The sequence below is a fragment of the Colwellia sp. Arc7-D genome (assembly GCF_003061515.1).
Classification (GTDB): Bacteria; Pseudomonadota; Gammaproteobacteria; order Enterobacterales; family Alteromonadaceae; genus Cognaticolwellia.
On the sequence record NZ_CP028924.1, the window covers coordinates 3,323,712 to 3,342,623 of the forward strand.

Sequence of the window (18,912 nt, forward strand, 5' to 3'; positions counted from 1 at the left end):
AACACAAGCAATTCAATGAGTTGAAATCATCCCGTGAGTAAAAACAAAGTTTTACAACCAAATTTTAAAATATCATTCCTATTACCTAAGTATTGGCTAACGTGGATTGCGGTATTAGTGCTGTACTCAATATCTTGGTTACCTTACCGATTCCAATTATTTCTTGGAAAAATGATAGGACGTTTACTTTACAAAATAGGCTCTAGCCGAAAAAAAGTTGCCTTACGGAATTTAGAACTTTGCTTTCCGGATAAGACAGATGCCGAACGCCAAATAATGCTCAAACGAAATTTTGAAAATACCGGGATTGCCTTATTAGAAACAGGTATGGGTTGGTGGTGGCCAAATTGGCGAGTAAAAAACAAAATAAACATCATTGGTCTAGAGCATATTGAAGAAGCACAAAAGCAAGGTAAAGGTGTTTTATTACTTGCCATGCATTACTTAAGTGTTGAAATAAACTGTCGTGGCATTGGCTCAGGTCATCCTATGGTGGTATTTTACCGACCGCACAATAATCAGCTAATGGAATATTTTCAATTTCGTGGTCGTGGCCGATCTAACAAATACATGTTAGGTAAGCGTGATGTTAAAGGCTTACTTAGAGCATTGAAAGATGGTGAAGCTTGTATTTATTTACCTGATCAAGATTACGGACGCAGTCGCAGTATCTTCGTGCCTTTTTTCGCCGTACCAGAAGCCGCATCAACGACAGGCACATTAATATTTGCTCGACAAAAAAACACGCAAACACATATGATCATTCCTACCAGAAATGACGATGGCAGCGGTTACACTTTAGAAATAAAACCTATGCTCGAAAACTTTCCAACTGGTGATGACACAGCAGACGTATTAAGAGTGAATCAAGAGTTAGAAAAAGCTATTTTAGTTAAGCCTGAACAATATATGTGGTTACACCGTCGCTTTAAAACTCGACCAAACGAAGACGATCCTTCATTGTATAACTAATATTAGTTGTTTAATGTATAGGGCTGAAAGCAAACTACGCTAAGTGATTTATGAAATTATTTATAAATATTATTATAGGTATTATTTTAATTGTTTTAGGCACAGCGCTTTGGTTAAACAAAGCGTACTTATTTTCACTCAACCAAGATGCAACTGAGCTAACAACTGAAACAAAAGTAGATATTCATCACGAAGATAAAGCAGCGCCCAAAACTGAGTCGGTAGAAGAAAAAAGCTCCGACGAACCTGAAGTCGCAAAAAAAAATACGAATGCAGCGGCCGATGGACTTTCCCGTTATTATGCCAACTTGCATGGTGAGATGGATGGAAAAGGTCCAAAAATTCGAAATAATATTGTTTACTTGCCCGATCCTGAAGGTGATTTAGCGCAAATATTAGAAGAAAGGCGTTTAATCACTCGCCCCTTGCGAAGAAGCTGGACGGGTAGCACTGATAACCATCCATTTCGCCTTGGTGAAACCTTATATCAAAAGTTATCTGAATATACTAAAAACAATGATATTGAATTGATTTGGTGGTTAAATCGCGACTTTTTGGTTAAAGGCCCATTTAGAATTAACCAAAACATCATCACTACCTCATATCAAATAGGCAAAGCCATCGAAGGCCATTTTGAAAATGGCCTTACTGTCTATTTTTGTTATCAACAACGCGCCATTGTGCTGATAGAGAACGATATTCCTTACTTAGCTAAAGAGTGTCTTAGATTACCTAAAAGGTAAAAGTATAAACCCCACTTAGCCTTACGATATTGTTGTTAATGCAATAACGATTTAACAATGTTCATCACTTGGTTATGTTGTGCAGAAAACTCAGCTTCAGATATCATCGCAGGGCTATTTTGTAAGGTTGCTTGATGACTAAAGTCACGCAACTTGCAGTAGTTATCCACTAAAGCTTGTTGCTGCTGCACAGTAATAACATCAATACTGGCTAAGTATTCGAGCAAGTTAATATTATCGGAGTAATCGCTCAATTTAGGGTGTTCTGCAGAGTAAGCGAGCACTAAGTATTGCACAAGAAACTCAATGTCAACTAAGCCCCCAAGACCTTGCTTAATATCAACTTCTGCCGATGTAGATTTATCTAAATGTAAGCGCATTTTATCACGCATTTTTATCACATCTTCAAGTAATAGTGCCTTGTCGCGCTTCCTCATTAAAACCTCGCGCTTAATTTCTTTAAACCTCAGCGCTAGCGCATCATGACCATATATAATGCGAGTTCGCACTAATGCTTGATGCTCCCATGTCCAAGCATCACTGTTTTGATAATGAGCAAAAGTGTCTATATGCACCATTAACAAGCCCGCATTACCTGAAGGTCTCAAACGCATATCTAGCTCATATAATATGCCATTTGCCATGCGGGTATTGAATAAATGCATCATTCTTTGCGCAAGTTTTAAATAAAATTGCCCCGCAGAAATCGACTTTTCGCCAGAAGTCATTTCAGCCATATCAGCATCATGAACAAAGACTAAATCTAAATCTGAGCTATAACCGAGCTCAATCCCGCCTAATTTACCGTAACCAATAACAGCAAAGCCTTTATCTTGGCCATCTAACTTACTGCTAGGCACACCAAAACGCAGCGCCATTTGTTGCCATGCTAAATTGGCAACTTCTTCTACAAGTGCTTCAGCTAAAGCGGTTAAGTGATCACTGACTTTAGTAATGGGTAAAATACCCGTGATATCTGCTGCGGCAATGCGTAATTGTTTAGCTTGTTTAAACTGGCGTAAAGTGATCATTTGCGCTTCTTGATCGTCTTCCGGCACCCGCAGCATAGTTTCTCGAAGTTCAGCGGCATATGAAGACAATAGAGGGGGCTGATGAAAAAGCTTAGGGTCAATAAGTTCATCTAATAATATTGGAAACTTAGCTATGTGCTCTGCTACCCAACTGCTGTTGCGACATAAATGAATTAACTGCTTTAAAGCGCCTTCATTTTCGAACAGTAACTCTAGATATGCCGTTCGTGTTGCAACCGTTGTTAATACCCCTAAGACTCTCGCTAAAGTCTGGTCGGTTAACTTTAATTCAGCCAAATGCCAAAGTACGGTAGGGATTAGTTTGTCCAGAATTTGTCTACCCCGACTCCCCATACTGCGTTTGATCATTTCACGGCGAAAGTCTCTTAATGTCAGCCATAAAGATTCGCTATGTTTGAATCTTATACCGTCGGTATTATCAAGTAGTTGAGGTGACTGCTCAATCCAAGCAATAGACTCCTCATCGCTCCATTGGCTATCCCATAATGTTGTCCAGTATTGGTCAACAGCTTGTCGGTTAGGACTTTCTTCACCAATAAGTTCGCCAAATTGTTGATGAACACCTTGCATATGAAAGGTAAGTTGAGCAAGAAAAGTTGGCCAATCAATACAATCGCTATCAGCAAGAATAGTCACTAATCTTTGTTGGTCTAGTTCGCATTCAGGTAAGGTTTGGGTTTGTTGGTCATTAAGCGCTTGAATAATATTCTCAACTCGACGTAAAAATCGATAACTATGAGTTAACACCTGCGCGCTCTGCGGGGTAAGTTCACCGTGAGTGACCAATAAAGGCAGTACGGTTAATAAATTACGATGTTGTAAATCCTTATCACGACCGCCTCTGATCATCTGAAAAACTTGTACAATAAACTCGACTTCTCGAATACCGCCAGCGCCCAACTTAATATTATTGTTAAGCTGTTTTCGCCTGACCTCTTGAGCAATCATGGCTTTCATTCGGCGAAGGCTATCAATAACACTAAAGTCGATGTAGCGTCGATAAACAAATGGGCGAAGCATATCTGATAATTGGCCATGATAGTCGCTTTCGCCGATTAATCGCGCTTTTAACATGGCATAACGTTCCCAGTCACGCCCTTGATCTTGATAGTAATTTTCCATGGCAGTAAACGACAAGACTAAAGGTCCGCTTTCACCAAAGGGTCGCAAACGCATATCAACTCGATACACAAAACCATCGGCTGTTTGTTGATGAAGCGCAGTAATTAATTTTTGACCTAAACGGGTAAAAAATAATTGGTTGTCGATAGAACGCCTAACACCTTGTGTTTCACCAGCCTCAGGATAAACAAAAATTAAATCGATATCAGATGAAAAGTTAAGTTCTTTACCGCCTAACTTCCCCATGCCATAGACCAGTAAACGTTGAGGATCACCGGCAGAATTAACTGGCATACCCCATTTTTCCTGACAAAATATTGATAACCAATTATTGGCGGCAATAATTAAGTTATCGGCCAAAGCAGAGAGTCTTTTAAGTGATTCATCAAGCGATATATCCAACAAAAAATCACCAACAGCAATATGAACCATTTGCTCTAAACGGAACATTCTCAAATAATGTTGCAGTTGTTCTTCGGTTTGACACTGCTCAACACTTTCGAGGAGCATAGCTCTATAATCAGGTGTTTGTTGAGTAAGTAACTGTTCACTATTAAACAGTGCAACAATCAAGGTTGGAGCCTGTATCGCACTGCGTAATATAAAATCACTTAACACAATCGCGTTTTTAAATAATGTTAATCGTTCTGGCGAAAGGCTATCGGTAACGTTAGGAAATTGTTGAGAAAACTGCAGCCAGCTTTTAATTTTTTGCTCTTCAAGTAATGGTGAAAATGACAAAGGAGATGAATTAGGCACGTTATCCTCGATAATTGTTACAATGACAAATGAATATTTGTTAAAATTGGATAATAAATTAATTTCATTGATATACCTAAAAAAATAGACATAATATGTCATAAATGGTACTAATGAATGATAACCATAGCATTTTTGAGGACAGTATGGCAGGAATGCAGCCGCTAAAATTAATGATACTTTTGCTGACGTTATTACTCTTTGCTTGTACAGATCCAGTAAAAGAGAAAATCACCCAGCAAATACCACTCACTGAACAACGCATTGAATTACTTGCTCAAGCACTTAGTAATGGCGAAGTTCGTAACGCGAATTTAATAAATCAGTACGGAGAAAGGCTACTCAAAAGTAAGCCAAGTTATAAGCCGTTAATTGACGAGTTTTTAAAAGATACGGGTACTAAAGGCCCAATGTTTTTAGCATTAACTGATCGATTAAACACGGTAAAAAATCAACCTCAAATGTTTGAGAGCTCTCAAGCTATCTATGATGAGTTATTAAACTTATATCAAGCTGCTGATCCGGTTTTATATTCCGATGCATTAAGCGACCCACTCAATGTCTTAGCTGATATGTCTGACGGTACTTTGCCACGCGTTAATGCGCTGTCAAAAGCACAAAGTATGTCGGCAAATAAGGCACAAGATTTTGGGACAGGCGAACAACTTATTGGCAATCCATCTTATGGCAGTTGGACGACAGGCTCTAACGGCATGTCGTTTTGGGCTTGGTATGGTATGTACTCTATGATGGGCGACTTATTTGGCTCGCGACGCACCAGTTATAGTGATTGGGGCCGTGGCAGAAATTATAGTTATTACAATGATTATGGTCGCAAGCGATACAGCTCTCCTGATCAACTGCGTAAACAAACTGATTTAGATACTCGCACCAAAAAATCTTTTCAAAGTCGTGGGCAAAAGTACACTAGCGCTTACAGCAAAAATAGAACGGGCGCTTCAAGTATCTCTAGTCAAAGTAAAAGTGCACAAACCAGTGCCAATCGATTTGCTAGTAAAACAGCTAATAAAAGCGCTTATGCAAAATCAAGTAAAAGTGCCAAAAATGCTAGCTTTAGAAACAGTAAGAGTACAACGTCACGTAGTTTTAGACGTGGAAAGTAGGGATAAATATGAATACATTTATTGAAATAACCGGCCTAAATCTAGAGCTATTAATCTTCTTAGCGATTGATATTACTATTGCCATTATATTACTTGGCGCAATGCGCTTTATTAGTGGTTTATCGGCAAAGGTCAACTCAACAGACGAACTTGCCAAAGAAGATAACTTTGCTTTTGGTATTAGCGTTGCTGGTAGTGTAGCCGCCTTAGGTATTGTATTAACCGGTGCCATAACAGGCGAAAATGCTGATAGTTACTTGATGGAAATCATTGGCATGGCGAGTTACGGAATATTAGGTTTAATTTTAATTAAAATTGGCCGAATTTTTCATGATCGCTTTGCCTTGAACCACATAGACAAAAACGCAGAGATTAAGTCTCGTAATATTGCAGTAGGCATTGTCGACGCTTCAGGCGCTATTGCCACAGCGATTGTTATTCGCGCAGTTTTACTTTGGGTTTACGGTTTAGACATCAGCACATTTACGGCTATTGTCGCGGGCTTTATTGTTTCACAAGCCATGTTAGTGTTAGTTACTCGCCTTAAAGAACGTCAATATGCGAAAAACAACCAAAATCACAGCATGCAAACCGCTTTTGCTGAGGGTCATGTTGCGCTTGCTATTCGCTATGCGGGCCAGGCAATTAGTACCGCTTTAGCCGTAACCGCTGCCAGTCACTTTTTAACCTACAGCCCAGATACTTTATTGGTAAACTTAGTGGGTTGGTTAGTCTTTGGCATGGTGATGACTTTATTGGTCGCCCTACTCACCTCAATTGCTAAACGTTTAGTACTCATGGGTATTAATTTAGTTGAAGAAGTAGACCAACAGCATAATATTGGTGTCGCTTCAGTCGAAATGGCGATCAGTATCTCAATTGCGCTAATACTAACGGCTTTAATGTCTTAATAGCAGCGAAAATATGCACACCACATCAAGCGCACTTTTGCGCTTGATTGCTTTCTAATCATTAAACGTAATTTATTCAAGCTAGGAATATCAATGACAATCCAAAGAAATCGGCTATGGGACGATACACTCCTGATTCTAACGATGGCTGTTTTAGCAGGTTGTGGACTGATATACGAATACCTATTATCGCATTATGCCGGCCGTGTTTTGGGCATAATGGAAAGCACTATATACGCTATGATTGGCTTGATGATCGTTGCTATGGGGTTAGGGGCATTTGCAGCACGAAAAATTCAATGTGCTTTTAATGGTTTTGTTTGGTTAGAGCTTACTATTGCATTTTTGGGTAGCAGTTCAATATTGATCATTGGCGGACTAATAGCACTAACGCAAACCTTTCCTGAAGTTTTAGGCTCAATGTTCAACTTACCGCCAGACGCATACCCGCGTGGTGGTCTATTTAAACAACTCAGCTTTATTGCCTTTAATAGTCCTTACTTTTTTGGTTTTATTTTAGGTTTCTTTATCGGCATGGAAATACCGTTGATTGCGCGTATTCGAGAAGAAATACACCAAAAGCATCTTAAAAATAACTTAGGTACTATTTACGGTGCAGATTATATCGGCGCAGGTATTGGCGCAGCGATATGGGTTATATTTCTCTTATCAATAGACATCAGTAAAGCCAGTGCATTAACGGCGGCATTAAACCTCACTGCAGGTATCGTTTTTATCCTCTATTACTGGCAAAGACTGACCTGGCGAAAAACCTTAATTACAGCGCATGGTGTTTTGTTAATCATGATTTTAGCTATATATCAATTTGGCAATGGTTGGTTGAGCCAGATGAGCAACTTACTTTATCTCGATAAAGTTGTTTATAGTGATAAAACACGCTTTCAACAGCTAACATTTACCCAACGAAATATGGGGCCGAACGATGGCAACATTATTAACTTCTATTTAAATGGCCGCTTACAGTTCTCATCATCAGACGAGTTTATTTACCACAGCTATCTAGTTAACCCAGTTTTAGCTGGTTCAGCACGCCATGATAATATTTTAATTATTGGCGGCGGTGATGGCTTAGCTTTACGAGATGTTCTGCAATGGCAACCTAAAAATGTCACCCTCGTTGATTTAGATACCGAGTTAATTGATTTATTTAAAAATCCACATGAGAAATTGCCTTACTCACTCGCCAATAAAGTTGAAGGTTTGAATGAAGCTAGCTTGCGTGATGAACGTGTGAACATTATTTCTGCTGATGCCTTTATAGCGATTGATACCTTATTGCAAAACCAGCAGACATTCGATGCAATTATTGTTGATTTACCCGACCCTAGTCATCCAGATCTTAATAAACTTTATTCCGTAAACTTTTATGCTCGTTTAAAACAGCTACTGGCTGGCGATGGCTTAATTGGTATTCAATCGGCTAGCCCTTACCACGCTAAAAACGCATTTATTGCCATAGGAAAAACCGTACAAGCTGCAGGCTACTCAACGGTTCAACAGTATCATGATAACGTGCCTAGTTTTGGCGAGTGGGGCTGGACTATTGCCAGCAAAATGGGAGCAGCGCCACTGACAAGGTTAAAAAGTATGGAAGAATTCCCTACACCACATCATTGGCTCACATTACCAATGGCCATTAATGCTTTTGAATTCTCTAGAGACTTTTATCAAGATAGCGAGTCAGTCCCCATTAACTATCTCGGTAGTCATGCTATTTATCAGTTACATCAGCAAGCATGGCAAGATCAACAAGGGCTAAATAATGCCCATTTACAGTAAAAATGATTAAAATAAGTTAAGAAATAAAATGAATTAGCACTTGACATAATATGTCACAATGCTAAATTAACCCAGTACGACATAATATGTCGTTAGTAAAAACAGTCTAACTGATTTTACGCTACTTATTAGAACATGAGGAAAAACATGAATATTCATAAGATAGCTGACTACTTAAATGCTTTAGCCGATGACTCGGACACTGGGATGGTTTTTGATTGCCAACCAATTTCAGGTGAAGTTGATGTATTACAGATAACAGTTTTTGGCCGTGAAGAGCTACCTATTTTTGTTTCGGTAACTGATGATCAAATTCTTTGCATCACCTACCTCTGGGGTGAAGAAGAAGTTAAAACAGATAAGATCAATGAAATGCACGTCAGTATGTTAGAGATGAACATTCCAATGCCATTATCTTCATTTTCAAAAATTGGTGAAAAGTATGTCATTTTTGGCGCACTCGCGATTAGCTCAACTTTTGATGATATAGAACACGAACTAGCGGTATTGAGTAACAATGCACTAGAAATTATTGACGACATGAGTGATTACTTAATTTAAGCAGCCACCTTAGGAGTATTATTATGAGTATATTTAAGAAAATTATGACCGCTATACGCGGCGGTGCAACTGAAGTGGGTGAATCAATTATTGACTCAAACGCTACCCGTATTTTTGAGCAAGAAATTCGTGATGCTGAAAATCACTTAACCAGAGCTAAACGTGACTTAACTGGTGTAATGGCACAACAAATGTCGTCTAGCCGTGACGTTGAACGTATTAAACGTGAAGTGGTAGAACATGAAGGTTATGCCGTGCAAGCCCTTGATAAAGGTGACGATGAACTTGCATTAGCCGTTGCAGAAAAAATTTCTACCCTTGAAAACGAGCTTACTACGCAACAACAAGCGCTTGATAGCTTTCAAGGTAATGCCGAACGATTAAAAGAGTTAGTGAAAAAGAGTGAACGCCAAGTTGCTGAATACAAGCGCCAATTATCTATGGTAAAAACCACAGAAAGCGTACAGAAAGCGACATCAGCAATTACTGATAACTTTTCATCAAGTAACTCTAAACTATTAAATGCGAAAGACTCTTTAGAGCGCATTAAAGCCAAGCAACAAAAGTTTGATGATCGTATGAAAGCGGCTGAAGTTTTAGAATCTGAGAATTCAGATACGTCACTAGAAGCTAAGCTTAAAGAAGCAGGTATTGGCGCAAACGACAACAACGCTAATTCAGTACTAGAGCGTTTAAAAGCTAAGAAAAAATAACTAACAAATTTTAGTTACCGCTTTGTATCCTTGATGCAAAGCGGTTTTTTAGCTTTATTTAGGCTAACTGTTCGCCATAATATTTGGAGCACACCGTGAGTTTTTTTAAAAACATATTCAAGAAGCCAACTCAAGAACGCAAACTCAATAATGTGAAAGAACTCACCTTAGGTGATATTATTGTCATGTCAGACAGTTTTGGTTTACCTGCTGCATTGCGAGCACAAGAATTTCAAGTCAGTGCTGTAAATAGTTATGAGTTTGAGCATAAAACTAAAGCAGAGTGGGTTCTAAAAGGTAATAACGACCTTGAACTATACTTAACCTTAGATGTAGACGATAAAACTTACCTAAAATTTTCCCTTAAAATATTACACCAAGACGTTGAAACATTATTTGATCTTGAACAGTTCGCTGAAGTCTTTGATGAACCCGGCGAAGCACAATTAACGCGTATAACTGACAGTAACAACACTTCAGGTTGGAGCAGCGAAATATACCAACAAAGTAGTTACGCCCAAGTCGGTTACTTTCATCGTAAAGACTACCGAACCGATGCCCTCTCAGCCTATGAAGGAAAAGACAGCGGCGAGCAATTTGAACTTTACGATCTGTTTAACGAAGACCAAGACAAAGGAATCGATATTGAAGTATGGCAAGACGGCGATACGGAAGTATTTTTAACCTTATTTAGACCTACCACAGACATTGTGGACATGTACCCAGGGAGTTAACCGTGTCGAGAAAAATCCCCGAGAAGTGGCAATCATCAGTCAAAGCAGTTAAAGCGGTACAAGTTGCCTTTGATATGGATGAAAAAATTCAGCTTTCCATTCGAAAGCAAGCATTAGAAGCCGGCATTAGCCCTTCTGAGCAAATTAGAGATATTTTAGGGTTGCCAACCAATAAACGCCCTAAACGCCCAAGACTAACGGTTAGTTTGTCAGCTGAAGATTATGCATTACTGGGTGAGAAATATGGTCTATCTGCTGAACAACAACTTGAAATTAAGAAAAAATTGATGGATGATTTAATCAATTATGTTGATGGGAGCCTGATTGAATAAATCTGCACTGAACTCAACAGTTAATTCCATTTGATAAAATAATGTCGAGATTGCAATGATAGTCGTACAAAAAGCCATGGAAAAAACCAATTTATACCGCGTCGATGGTTTCGGGGTAAAAAATTACAACTACGGTTTTATCGGCGCAGCATCTTTGATCTTATTTATAACGTTAAATATATCGTTAGGTTACCTAACTTATCAAGCAGAAGTTGGGCTTGATGCCTCACCAGTTAATAGCTACAGCGATGCTCTATGGCTAATGGTAATGTCTGCAACTACCATTGGTTTTGGCGATGTTTACCCCATCACTTTTGTAGGTCGAGCATGCGTTTTTGTTATGTTCATTCTAGGTGTTGGTATTTTGGGCGGCATGGGCGCGGTGTTTGTAAATAAAATATTTGGCTTTGCCGATACTAATATTAAAAACCGTGAGCTAAGAATGCAAAACGCACAAATTATTGCTCAAAATGCAGAAACAGCTAAAAAACTTATAGCGTTGGAAGAAAAACTAGAAGCGCTAACAAAGTCCCTCAATAAATAGATACTATAATAGTTAGTAGTAAAATCAAGTGCATACTTTCGCTTAAGTATTATACGGTTAGACCTCTCATAATGTTAATTAAAGTTAGCGCTCACTGCAATGAAACGACTAGCAAACAAATGCTTTTAGCACTTTGATTATTTTGAACCATGATATTTTTGTGCCATACTGAAAACTTATTACTCGTAGAGTATTTGAATTTAATAAAAACACAGGGATCCCATCATGCTATTAAAAAAACTAACCATAGTAGCCGCTATTGCCATTATAAGTGGTTGTGCTAATAACTCTGCTCTAGAAGCAAATATCTCTCAACTAAATCAAAAAGTGGATAGCTTAACAGATAAAGTTAATAGCCTATCTTCTCAAACTAAAGCAGTATCAGCTGAAGTCAACGAATTAGGTATGGCGCAAGAAAAAACTAACCAAGCAGTAAAAGATACTAATGAACGCATTGATAATGTAGTAGCTAGTTACAAAAAGTAATACCCCGTAATTAGCTTATAAAATGCTTTTGAATAAATAAAACACTAAACTTTTTTTAGTGTTTTATTGTTTTAAAGAAGAAATATTTAATTCGCGTGTAACTCTGTAACCAAACCTTTAGGGTTTGTTACTTGATTTAATAACAGGCTTTTATTTTCAGGGAAGTCGCCGACAAACGCCCTAACAGCAGATGTAATATCGGTTTTACTCATTTCACCGTTATCTCCGGTTAATGGGCTATGCACTTCAATCAACTTTTTGTTTGGCTCGTAAGAAAGCTTTATTGCCTGGTCAACAATTTTTACCGGTGTGTTAATCGCAACATGTTGATATAGCCACTCAATATCATCGTCATATAAACGAATACAACCTGAGCTAGCACGCATACCGATACCAAAACGTTGATTCGAACCATGCAATAAATACACACTAGTACCTAAACGCAAAGCATATTTTCCGAACGGATTATTAGTTCCCGCGGGTACTTCATCTGCTAACTTGCGACCATGTTCAGCAAAATATCGCGCCTTCATTTCAGTCGTTGGCCGCCAAACTGGATCTTTACGCTTTTCACCTATATAGCTTATTGTTTTTGGTGTTGCTAACCCTTCCCTACCAATACCCACAGGGAAAACATGAACCTTGTCACTATTTTCTGGAAAATAATACAACCGTAATTCGGGTAGATTAATAATAATGCCTTCACGTTTACCAAAAGGTAGCAACATTTGACTAGGTATAACCAACTGATGCCCTAAAGTAGGGAGAAATGGGTCAACACCTGGGTTAGCTGCCATTAAGGCGAGAAAGCCAACATTATAATGTTCGGCAATGCGTTGAAAGTAGTCTCCTTTGATCACTTCATGATATTGCATATCACCAATCAATCGAGAGCCCTCTGGAGGTAAATTATAGGTTTTAGCAGCACTTACAAATACAACAAAGCTAAGGAGAAAACTACAAATCAACTTTTTGAATGTAAACACATTTGAGAATAAATTTGACATAAAATAACAACAAGCACTAGTAGAGTTTAAACCGTGTTAAAAATTGACCTGTAATAAACCCTAGCTAAAACTACTGGTTTTTACAGGCTACCTATGAAGAATAATTAGCTATTCATGCCAATATGGCGGCATAGCAATAGCGATAGATTTAGTGTTGTTCAATGCGATTAATAAACCTTCCACTTTACTATTTTGCCACTGAACAATTTTTTTCGGTGGGTTATCAAGCTTCTCTAATTGCAGTTGAATAATCCACAATGAATGTAACTCTGTTATGCCTTGTTTTAAATCAAGCCATGGGCGGCGAAATTTATCACGCAGCTCGTTATCGAATAAACCAGCAAGCCAAGTGCCTGTTAATGAACTGCGATAAAGAGGTTTACTCAAGGCGATGTATTGATGACATTGCAAAGTGCTCAAATTGTTCATCTGTTCATTTAGCTCACGTAGACTAAATTTTATTTTATTTTGAGCAAATTTAATCAGTGAGTCATCCTTCACTTTAGGATCTGTAAGTTGTTGCTGACTTCGAGATAAAAAGAGTTTCAGTATCGACAGTTGTAATTGATTAAACCTACTACTGTGTAAAAGTTGAGAAATATCATCGTTATTTGGGAAGCGGCGTTTCTCTATTTTAAGCTGTTCAATAAGTTGTTGGCTAAAGTCGAGTTTTTTACGGTAATTGCCTGTTTTGTTGGTTAGTTCTTGCAAATGTATTGCGTTATCAACCCAAGCTAATAGATGTATAAAATGGCTTAATCCATCTCTGATCAGCAATTCTTCTGCTGATAAATAATCTGCAAACAACCAAAAACCGTGACGTAAAGTGGCTAATTCAGCTTTAACCTGAACCAAGGTTTGTAAGCTTGGAGCCATTAAGTAGCTTTCAATACTCTTTTGCAAACGCGTAAGCCCTTGACTTAGGCCGTGTGTAAAAGCTGAAGCAATTGAGTCACTGCGCTTTTCACAAATATAACCAGCTTGTTGAGATTGATTTAACGCCGGTTCTGTTCGCCAAAGCGCATAACCGCGTGCGGCTTTGCTTTTAATACCAGGTCGAAGTGCTAACACATTAAAAAGTAGCGTAGCTAAATTAAATAAAGCCGATGTTTCACCTTCAACCAGTTCAAACTCAAGTTCATGAATACTTTCTTTTTTGTCTGAGCTAGTAATTTCACCTTGATCGTAAGCCAGTTCAACCACGTTGCCACTTTTATCGGTAATGAGCCAAGTGCAGCGTTTAAAGTTAGTATCGAATAAAGCGACTAACTCTCGTTGAATATGTTCGGGAGATTGATCTTCGTGCCAAATTTCATTTGGAAAAAGCGACAATATTGGGCGTTCGCTTGCTATATCAACATTATATTCAGGTCGGCTATGTAAACCACCAACAACCTGACCAGCTGTTTTAATTGTTTGCTCAATATGATTATTATTACGACGAACTCTTAAGCCCATATCATGATGGCGTAAGTTCAAATCGGGCGTATCAAAGTAGCAATTAGCCAATTGCTTTTCCTGATAGCTAAATTGAATATTTTCGTGGTTAAGAGTTTGGCTGATCTTTTCTTGGGTATTATCGCCTAAAACTAAATATTTAAGCTCTATTTCGGTTGTCATACTTTTCCAATAGTAGTTATAAATCAAGCTTATTAACTGCAGTTACAATATTTTTGCACATTTACAATAAATAATAGTCTCAATCTTACATGATTGTTATTTTATAGCAAAAATCTTAGAAATCTAGGCGCTATCACTTGCTATCACTCCTGCAAAGTCCTACTATCTTTGCCATTCTCTGTTTAAAATGGCGCTATTGGTTATTTCATGATGAACATAAAAAAAACATTCGTTACTCTACTATTTTTAACTCCTTTATTTTCTTTCGCCGAAGAGGCCGATTCAACGACTACGGCTGGCTATATCTCTGAAGATTTAATTGTTTATATGCATACAGGTGCTGGCAAAAACTATCGCATACAAGGTACTGTTAACTCTGGTGAAAAAGTAGAGTTAACTGGTAATTCAAATAATGATTACAGCGAAATAATTACTGATAAAGACCGCATAGGCTGGATCGAAAGCAAGCATGTTTCAACCAAACCAGGCATGCGTTATGTTATCGCTGACTTAAATGAAAAACTCGCTAGTTTTCAATCCGGCAAAAGTGATATGACTCAGCAACTTAATGACGCCACTTTAGAAATTGACGCATTAAAGTCTGAACGCAGTGATCTACAAAATAGCATTTCTGCACTCAACATGGACTTAACACAAACAAAATCACAATTGAAAAATCAAGACACTAGTATTAAAAAGCAATGGTTTTTTAATGGCGCAATCGTCTTAGGTGTTGGTTTATTATTTGGTTTGATCTTACCGCGTTTATTTTCAAAACGTAAATCTAGTATGGAAAACTGGGGCTAACTTTTAAAATTAAATTTTAAAAGTTAGGCTAAATATCACTTAAAGAACTGAAAATCTTATTTTGAAATTACATAAATTATCTTACACGCTATTTTTGTTTTGCTTTTTCACGTCTGCAGAACCTTGGATTGATACATCAAATATTTATCTTAGATCAAGTATTCAACAACTTGCTGATGCAGGCCACATAAAAACACCCGTTACAACATTTCCATTAATGTGGCTCGATATTGGGCGTGACTTAAAGCATGTTGATTACTCTTCTTTAAATAGCGCGGAAAAACAAGCCTTTGATTATGTAAATCATCAATTTCGAATGGCCAAAAATAACAGTAAAAAATTAGAGCTTAATATTGCCAATAAAGACAAACGTTTCACAAGTTTTGGCGAGGATTTTAGAGACAAAAACAATATAAAAATCCAAACAAGCCATATGACAGAATCTTTTGCTTTTGGCCTTTCCACAAGTTATACGTTCTCTCCAGAAGATAATGACAATACGCGTTTTGATGGTAGTTATGTTGCAGGCTTTATTGGTAATTGGGTGGTATCACTTGGTAAGCAAGATAGATGGTGGGGCCCTGGCTGGGATAGCAACTTAAGCTTAACTAATAACGCTAGGCCTATTCCTGCGCTTTCAATATCCCGCAGATCGGCAATACCTTTAGAAATTCCATTCACCGAAATTGAAATCCCTTGGACCGTAACTTCATTTATGGGCGTTATGGACGATAAACGCGTTATTGATGACACCTTGTTGTGGGGCTTCAGGTTAAATTTTCAGCCATTCGACGGTTTAGAAGTCGGTCTTACTCGTTTAGCACAATTTGGCGGTAAAGACCGTTCACAAAGCTTAAGCACTTTTTTCAATGTACTCGTGGGTAAAGACAATTGTGGCGCTTCAGGACTTGATTGCGGCGTAAATAAAGAAAATGAACCTGGTAATCAACAAGCAGGATACGATTTACGTTACTCATTCAACGTGCTAAATACCCCAATTGGTTTGTATGGCCAATATTTTGCAGAAGATGGTGATAACAGTGGCTCATCATTAAGCTTTTTGACTGAACCCAAAGTGCAAGTAGGTATTGATACTAACTTAAAGATCTTTTCAGCTCATACAAAGGTTTATTTAGAATATACCGACACCTACGCAGACTGTGCTGATATAGATAACAGAAACATTGGTAACTGCTACTATGAGCATCATATTTATCAAACAGGTATGCGTTACCAGCAAAGAACCTTAGGTAACTTATACGATAATGATGCAACGAGCGTGGTTTTAGGCTTTATTTCTACCATTGATCAAAATACAAATGTAACGAGCAAAATTCGTCACTTACAATTGAATACAGATAACAATGATAAAGCACCAGGAAATAATATTATTGGAAATCCGCTTACAGAAGTAGCGGAAGACTTGATCATGGTATCGACTAAGGTTCAGCATAGTTATAAAAACTGGCGATATACCTTGGGTTTAGACCTCAGTCGATCTACATTTGAAAATGACATTAAAGATAAAAAACAAGCAAACTTATTTTTAAAAGTTGAATATAATCTTTAACACAGGTAAAAATATAATTACTTAAATAAATTTTTTCTAAACTGCGAGCTCATGACTTAAAAATCATGAGCAATAAAAGGTAATTAAGATGTCCATAATCAATAACTGTCCCGTATATGTCATTAATTTAGACTGTGCAACTGAACGATTATTAAATATGGACAAACAACTTTCAGAGATAAATGTCGCCTTTGAAAGAATTCCTGCCGTTAAAGGTAACAATTTAACAACTACTGAAATTAACCAAGAATATTCCAAAATACTGAATAAGAAGTATTTTAGAGCAGATTTAAGCATGGGTGAAATTGGCTGTTACATTAGCCACAGAAATGTTTGGCGTAAAATGGTCGCTGAAAATATAGCCTTTGCGGTTATACTAGAAGATGACATGAATATTGAAAGTAACTTTATTCAACTCTTCTCACTTTCCGAGACATTAAGCAAATACGATCTGATTAAATTAGCTGATAATAGAAACCATGAACCCAAACAAATTAGTTCATTAGATCAACAGTTTGAATTAATCAATTTTACAAAAATCCCTAACTGTGCAACAGGTTATACGCTTAATCTAGCTGGTGCTAAAAAGCTGCTTGCAAGAGATAAGTTCTATCGCCCTGTTGATATTGATATGCAGTTTTGTCAAGAGCTAGACTTGTCTGTATTTGGTTTACGCCCTTATCCGATTAGTGAAAACAAGAACTTCGCTAGTGATATAACACTATTGAATGGTGGGTTTCATGGTACTAAAAGCACCAATTTCATTCGTAATATAAAATACAGAATACACTTATGGTACTTAAGGAAAACGCACTTATCAGGAGAGTTATAATCGCTTAATAACATTATTTTTAACGCATGAGATTAAAGCTTCCAGTATTTCAATTTTTTACGCATTTTAAATTGTCTAAATAGATCAAAGGGCTTAGGTTTAAGACTTGATTTCTCTTCAATAGTCTTATCAATCGCATCTAGCAGGCGATAAGATGACCTTCCATCCATGTATGGATGCGTACAATCAATATACTTCTGAATATTATCCATTAAACATTGAGGTTTTTGCAGTGCATACTCAATTGACTCTTCAAGTTTATCAGCTGAATTAATATCAATTAAATAATCACCTGGTGATATATTATTGAAAGTAACAACTGGCTTACCTTGTAATAAAAACATGATAAGTACAGAAGAGGTATCACAAACCATAATATCTGCTCGCTTCAGCAGTGGGATAACATCATCAGTTTCAACAAAGCTTAAGTGTTCATTTTGAATTGATTTATATTTATCAACTATGCTTCTATCCATTTTAGGATGAAATTGAATTAACCAATTCCATTTACCTGTCTCACTTAAAGATTTTATTGTTTCAAAAAGGTGTGGTGCACAGGTTAATTGCTTAGAAAATGTTGAACACATTAATATTGTCGACTTTACTGTTTTATCGACGTTATTATTGGTAAATAAAGGATCTAATGCGCACCAACCTGTTTCAATGACTTTAAACGTTTGATGCTTTTCAGCTAAACGTTGAAATTGAGCAGTCGAATCTGGCCCCTGCGTGCAATATAAATCAAAACAATTACGCACTTTATAATGATCATTATGTCCTTTTTTATCTACTTTTCCTGCATCAAAACCATGGAAAACCGCAACATTAATTCCTGGAAAAAATGTTGGTGCTATATTGGCAGGGAAAATAACAGCATCAGGATCATATTTAATAACGTCATCAACACTCTTTAATATTTTTTCGTCTTCAGTAAAATAGGATAAATTAACCGCACTACCCTGTACAAACCAATAAACATCTCTGTTGCTATTGCGAATGGCTTCTTGTAATGGTCTTAAAATAGCGAAGCTATAGTTTTGAGATATATTTAAAACAAACTTTTTTGCTTGCATTTTGGACTCATAAAATAGTGCAATAGGAGAGTGGTAGATATTAGCAAGTTATATGTTAAAAATCAGCTACAGATAAATCGAGATTAAAAATAAGGTTATATGCAAAATAAAAACCTTATAACTTATAATATATAACAAAATCACAATTGA

At 37.3% G+C, this 18,912-nt stretch carries 18 protein-coding genes; 14 read left to right on the plus strand and 4 right to left on the minus strand.

Translation table 11 applies throughout. The features are described from left to right. Positions 1–33 precede the first annotated feature (33 nt). Positions 34–972 (plus strand): LpxL/LpxP family Kdo(2)-lipid IV(A) lauroyl/palmitoleoyl acyltransferase, encoded by a 939-nt coding sequence (lpxL, locus tag DBO93_RS14370; RefSeq protein WP_108456953.1) that lies wholly within the window; start codon positions 34–36, stop codon positions 970–972. Positions 973–1,022: 50 nt separating this feature from the next. Beyond that, complete coding sequence (locus DBO93_RS14375; RefSeq protein WP_108456954.1) at positions 1,023–1,715, plus strand: TcpQ domain-containing protein; 693 nt, start codon at positions 1,023–1,025, stop codon at positions 1,713–1,715. A gap of 35 nt (positions 1,716–1,750) precedes the next feature. Here DBO93_RS14375 and glnE read toward each other — a convergent pair whose 3' ends face one another. Beyond that, positions 1,751–4,648: a bifunctional [glutamate--ammonia ligase]-adenylyl-L-tyrosine phosphorylase/[glutamate--ammonia-ligase] adenylyltransferase gene (gene glnE, locus DBO93_RS14380; protein WP_239059002.1), complete on the minus strand. Its 2,898-nt coding sequence runs from the start codon at positions 4,646–4,648 to the stop codon at positions 1,751–1,753. Positions 4,649–4,761: 113 nt separating this feature from the next. Here glnE and DBO93_RS14385 point away from each other — a divergent pair, with 113 nt between their 5' ends. The 9 genes from DBO93_RS14385 to DBO93_RS14425 all read left to right on the plus strand — a co-directional run bounded on the left by DBO93_RS14385 (position 4,762) and on the right by DBO93_RS14425 (position 11,853). Next, complete coding sequence (locus DBO93_RS14385) at positions 4,762–5,772, plus strand: hypothetical protein (RefSeq protein WP_239059003.1); 1,011 nt, start codon at positions 4,762–4,764, stop codon at positions 5,770–5,772. Positions 5,773–5,780: 8 nt separating this feature from the next. After that, on the plus strand, positions 5,781–6,683 hold the full coding sequence (locus DBO93_RS14390) for a DUF350 domain-containing protein (RefSeq protein ID WP_108456956.1): 903 nt from the start codon (positions 5,781–5,783) through the stop codon (positions 6,681–6,683). 93 nt (positions 6,684–6,776) lie between these two features. Then, on the plus strand, positions 6,777–8,483 hold the full coding sequence (locus tag DBO93_RS14395; protein WP_108456957.1) for a polyamine aminopropyltransferase: 1,707 nt from the start codon (positions 6,777–6,779) through the stop codon (positions 8,481–8,483). Positions 8,484–8,630: 147 nt separating this feature from the next. Continuing rightward, entirely contained in the window at positions 8,631–9,044 is a 414-nt protein-coding gene (locus DBO93_RS14400) for a DUF2170 family protein (protein ID WP_108456958.1), read from the plus strand. 23 nt (positions 9,045–9,067) lie between these two features. Then, the gene (locus DBO93_RS14405) at positions 9,068–9,757 is read left to right on the plus strand and encodes a PspA/IM30 family protein (protein WP_108456959.1); all 690 of its coding nucleotides are present in this window, start codon (positions 9,068–9,070) and stop codon (positions 9,755–9,757) included. A gap of 95 nt (positions 9,758–9,852) precedes the next feature. After that, positions 9,853–10,491, plus strand: coding sequence for a hypothetical protein (locus DBO93_RS14410; RefSeq protein ID WP_108456960.1), 639 nt, complete (start codon positions 9,853–9,855; stop codon positions 10,489–10,491). 2 nt (positions 10,492–10,493) lie between these two features. After that, positions 10,494–10,823 carry a hypothetical protein gene (locus DBO93_RS14415; RefSeq protein ID WP_108456961.1) on the plus strand — a complete coding sequence of 110 codons (330 nt, stop codon included), beginning with the start codon at positions 10,494–10,496 and terminating at the stop codon, positions 10,821–10,823. A gap of 55 nt (positions 10,824–10,878) precedes the next feature. Continuing rightward, positions 10,879–11,367, plus strand: coding sequence for a potassium channel family protein (locus tag DBO93_RS14420; RefSeq protein ID WP_239059004.1), 489 nt, complete (start codon positions 10,879–10,881; stop codon positions 11,365–11,367). 225 nt (positions 11,368–11,592) lie between these two features. Next, positions 11,593–11,853: an Lpp/OprI family alanine-zipper lipoprotein gene (locus tag DBO93_RS14425; protein WP_108456962.1), complete on the plus strand. Its 261-nt coding sequence runs from the start codon at positions 11,593–11,595 to the stop codon at positions 11,851–11,853. 86 nt (positions 11,854–11,939) lie between these two features. Here DBO93_RS14425 and DBO93_RS14430 read toward each other — a convergent pair whose 3' ends face one another. Continuing rightward, complete coding sequence (locus DBO93_RS14430; RefSeq protein ID WP_108456963.1) at positions 11,940–12,860, minus strand: L,D-transpeptidase family protein; 921 nt, start codon at positions 12,858–12,860, stop codon at positions 11,940–11,942. A 108-nt stretch (positions 12,861–12,968) separates the two neighbouring features. Beyond that, positions 12,969–14,480 carry a CYTH and CHAD domain-containing protein gene (locus DBO93_RS14435; RefSeq protein ID WP_108456964.1) on the minus strand — a complete coding sequence of 504 codons (1,512 nt, stop codon included), beginning with the start codon at positions 14,478–14,480 and terminating at the stop codon, positions 12,969–12,971. Positions 14,481–14,687: 207 nt separating this feature from the next. Between DBO93_RS14435 and DBO93_RS14440 the strand changes: the two genes are divergently transcribed. The 3 genes from DBO93_RS14440 (at position 14,688) to DBO93_RS14450 (ending at position 17,689) form a co-directional block, all read left to right on the plus strand. Beyond that, positions 14,688–15,287 (plus strand): TIGR04211 family SH3 domain-containing protein, encoded by a 600-nt coding sequence (locus tag DBO93_RS14440; protein WP_108456965.1) that lies wholly within the window; start codon positions 14,688–14,690, stop codon positions 15,285–15,287. A 61-nt stretch (positions 15,288–15,348) separates the two neighbouring features. Further along, on the plus strand, positions 15,349–16,857 hold the full coding sequence (locus tag DBO93_RS14445) for a capsule assembly Wzi family protein (RefSeq protein ID WP_162533799.1): 1,509 nt from the start codon (positions 15,349–15,351) through the stop codon (positions 16,855–16,857). 88 nt (positions 16,858–16,945) lie between these two features. After that, positions 16,946–17,689: a glycosyltransferase family 25 protein gene (locus DBO93_RS14450; protein ID WP_085304057.1), complete on the plus strand. Its 744-nt coding sequence runs from the start codon at positions 16,946–16,948 to the stop codon at positions 17,687–17,689. 32 nt (positions 17,690–17,721) lie between these two features. Here DBO93_RS14450 and DBO93_RS14455 read toward each other — a convergent pair whose 3' ends face one another. Beyond that, positions 17,722–18,762 carry a CDP-glycerol glycerophosphotransferase family protein gene (locus DBO93_RS14455; protein WP_108456967.1) on the minus strand — a complete coding sequence of 347 codons (1,041 nt, stop codon included), beginning with the start codon at positions 18,760–18,762 and terminating at the stop codon, positions 17,722–17,724. Positions 18,763–18,912: the final 150 nt, after the last annotated feature.

Coding starts and splice junctions, on each gene's coding strand:
- DBO93_RS14375 (WP_108456954.1), top strand. CDS start 1,023: ATGAAATTATTTATAAATATTATTATAGGTATTATTTTAATTGTTTTA.
- DBO93_RS14385 (WP_239059003.1), top strand. CDS start 4,762: ATGAATGATAACCATAGCATTTTTGAGGACAGTATGGCAGGAATGCAG.
- DBO93_RS14390 (WP_108456956.1), top strand. CDS start 5,781: ATGAATACATTTATTGAAATAACCGGCCTAAATCTAGAGCTATTAATC.
- DBO93_RS14395 (WP_108456957.1), top strand. CDS start 6,777: ATGACAATCCAAAGAAATCGGCTATGGGACGATACACTCCTGATTCTA.
- DBO93_RS14400 (WP_108456958.1), top strand. CDS start 8,631: ATGAATATTCATAAGATAGCTGACTACTTAAATGCTTTAGCCGATGAC.
- DBO93_RS14405 (WP_108456959.1), top strand. CDS start 9,068: ATGAGTATATTTAAGAAAATTATGACCGCTATACGCGGCGGTGCAACT.
- DBO93_RS14420 (WP_239059004.1), top strand. CDS start 10,879: ATGATAGTCGTACAAAAAGCCATGGAAAAAACCAATTTATACCGCGTC.
- DBO93_RS14425 (WP_108456962.1), top strand. CDS start 11,593: ATGCTATTAAAAAAACTAACCATAGTAGCCGCTATTGCCATTATAAGT.
- DBO93_RS14430 (WP_108456963.1), bottom strand. CDS start 12,860: ATGTCAAATTTATTCTCAAATGTGTTTACATTCAAAAAGTTGATTTGT.
- DBO93_RS14435 (WP_108456964.1), bottom strand. CDS start 14,480: ATGACAACCGAAATAGAGCTTAAATATTTAGTTTTAGGCGATAATACC.
- DBO93_RS14440 (WP_108456965.1), top strand. CDS start 14,688: ATGATGAACATAAAAAAAACATTCGTTACTCTACTATTTTTAACTCCT.
- DBO93_RS14450 (WP_085304057.1), top strand. CDS start 16,946: ATGTCCATAATCAATAACTGTCCCGTATATGTCATTAATTTAGACTGT.
- DBO93_RS14455 (WP_108456967.1), bottom strand. CDS start 18,762: ATGCAAGCAAAAAAGTTTGTTTTAAATATATCTCAAAACTATAGCTTC.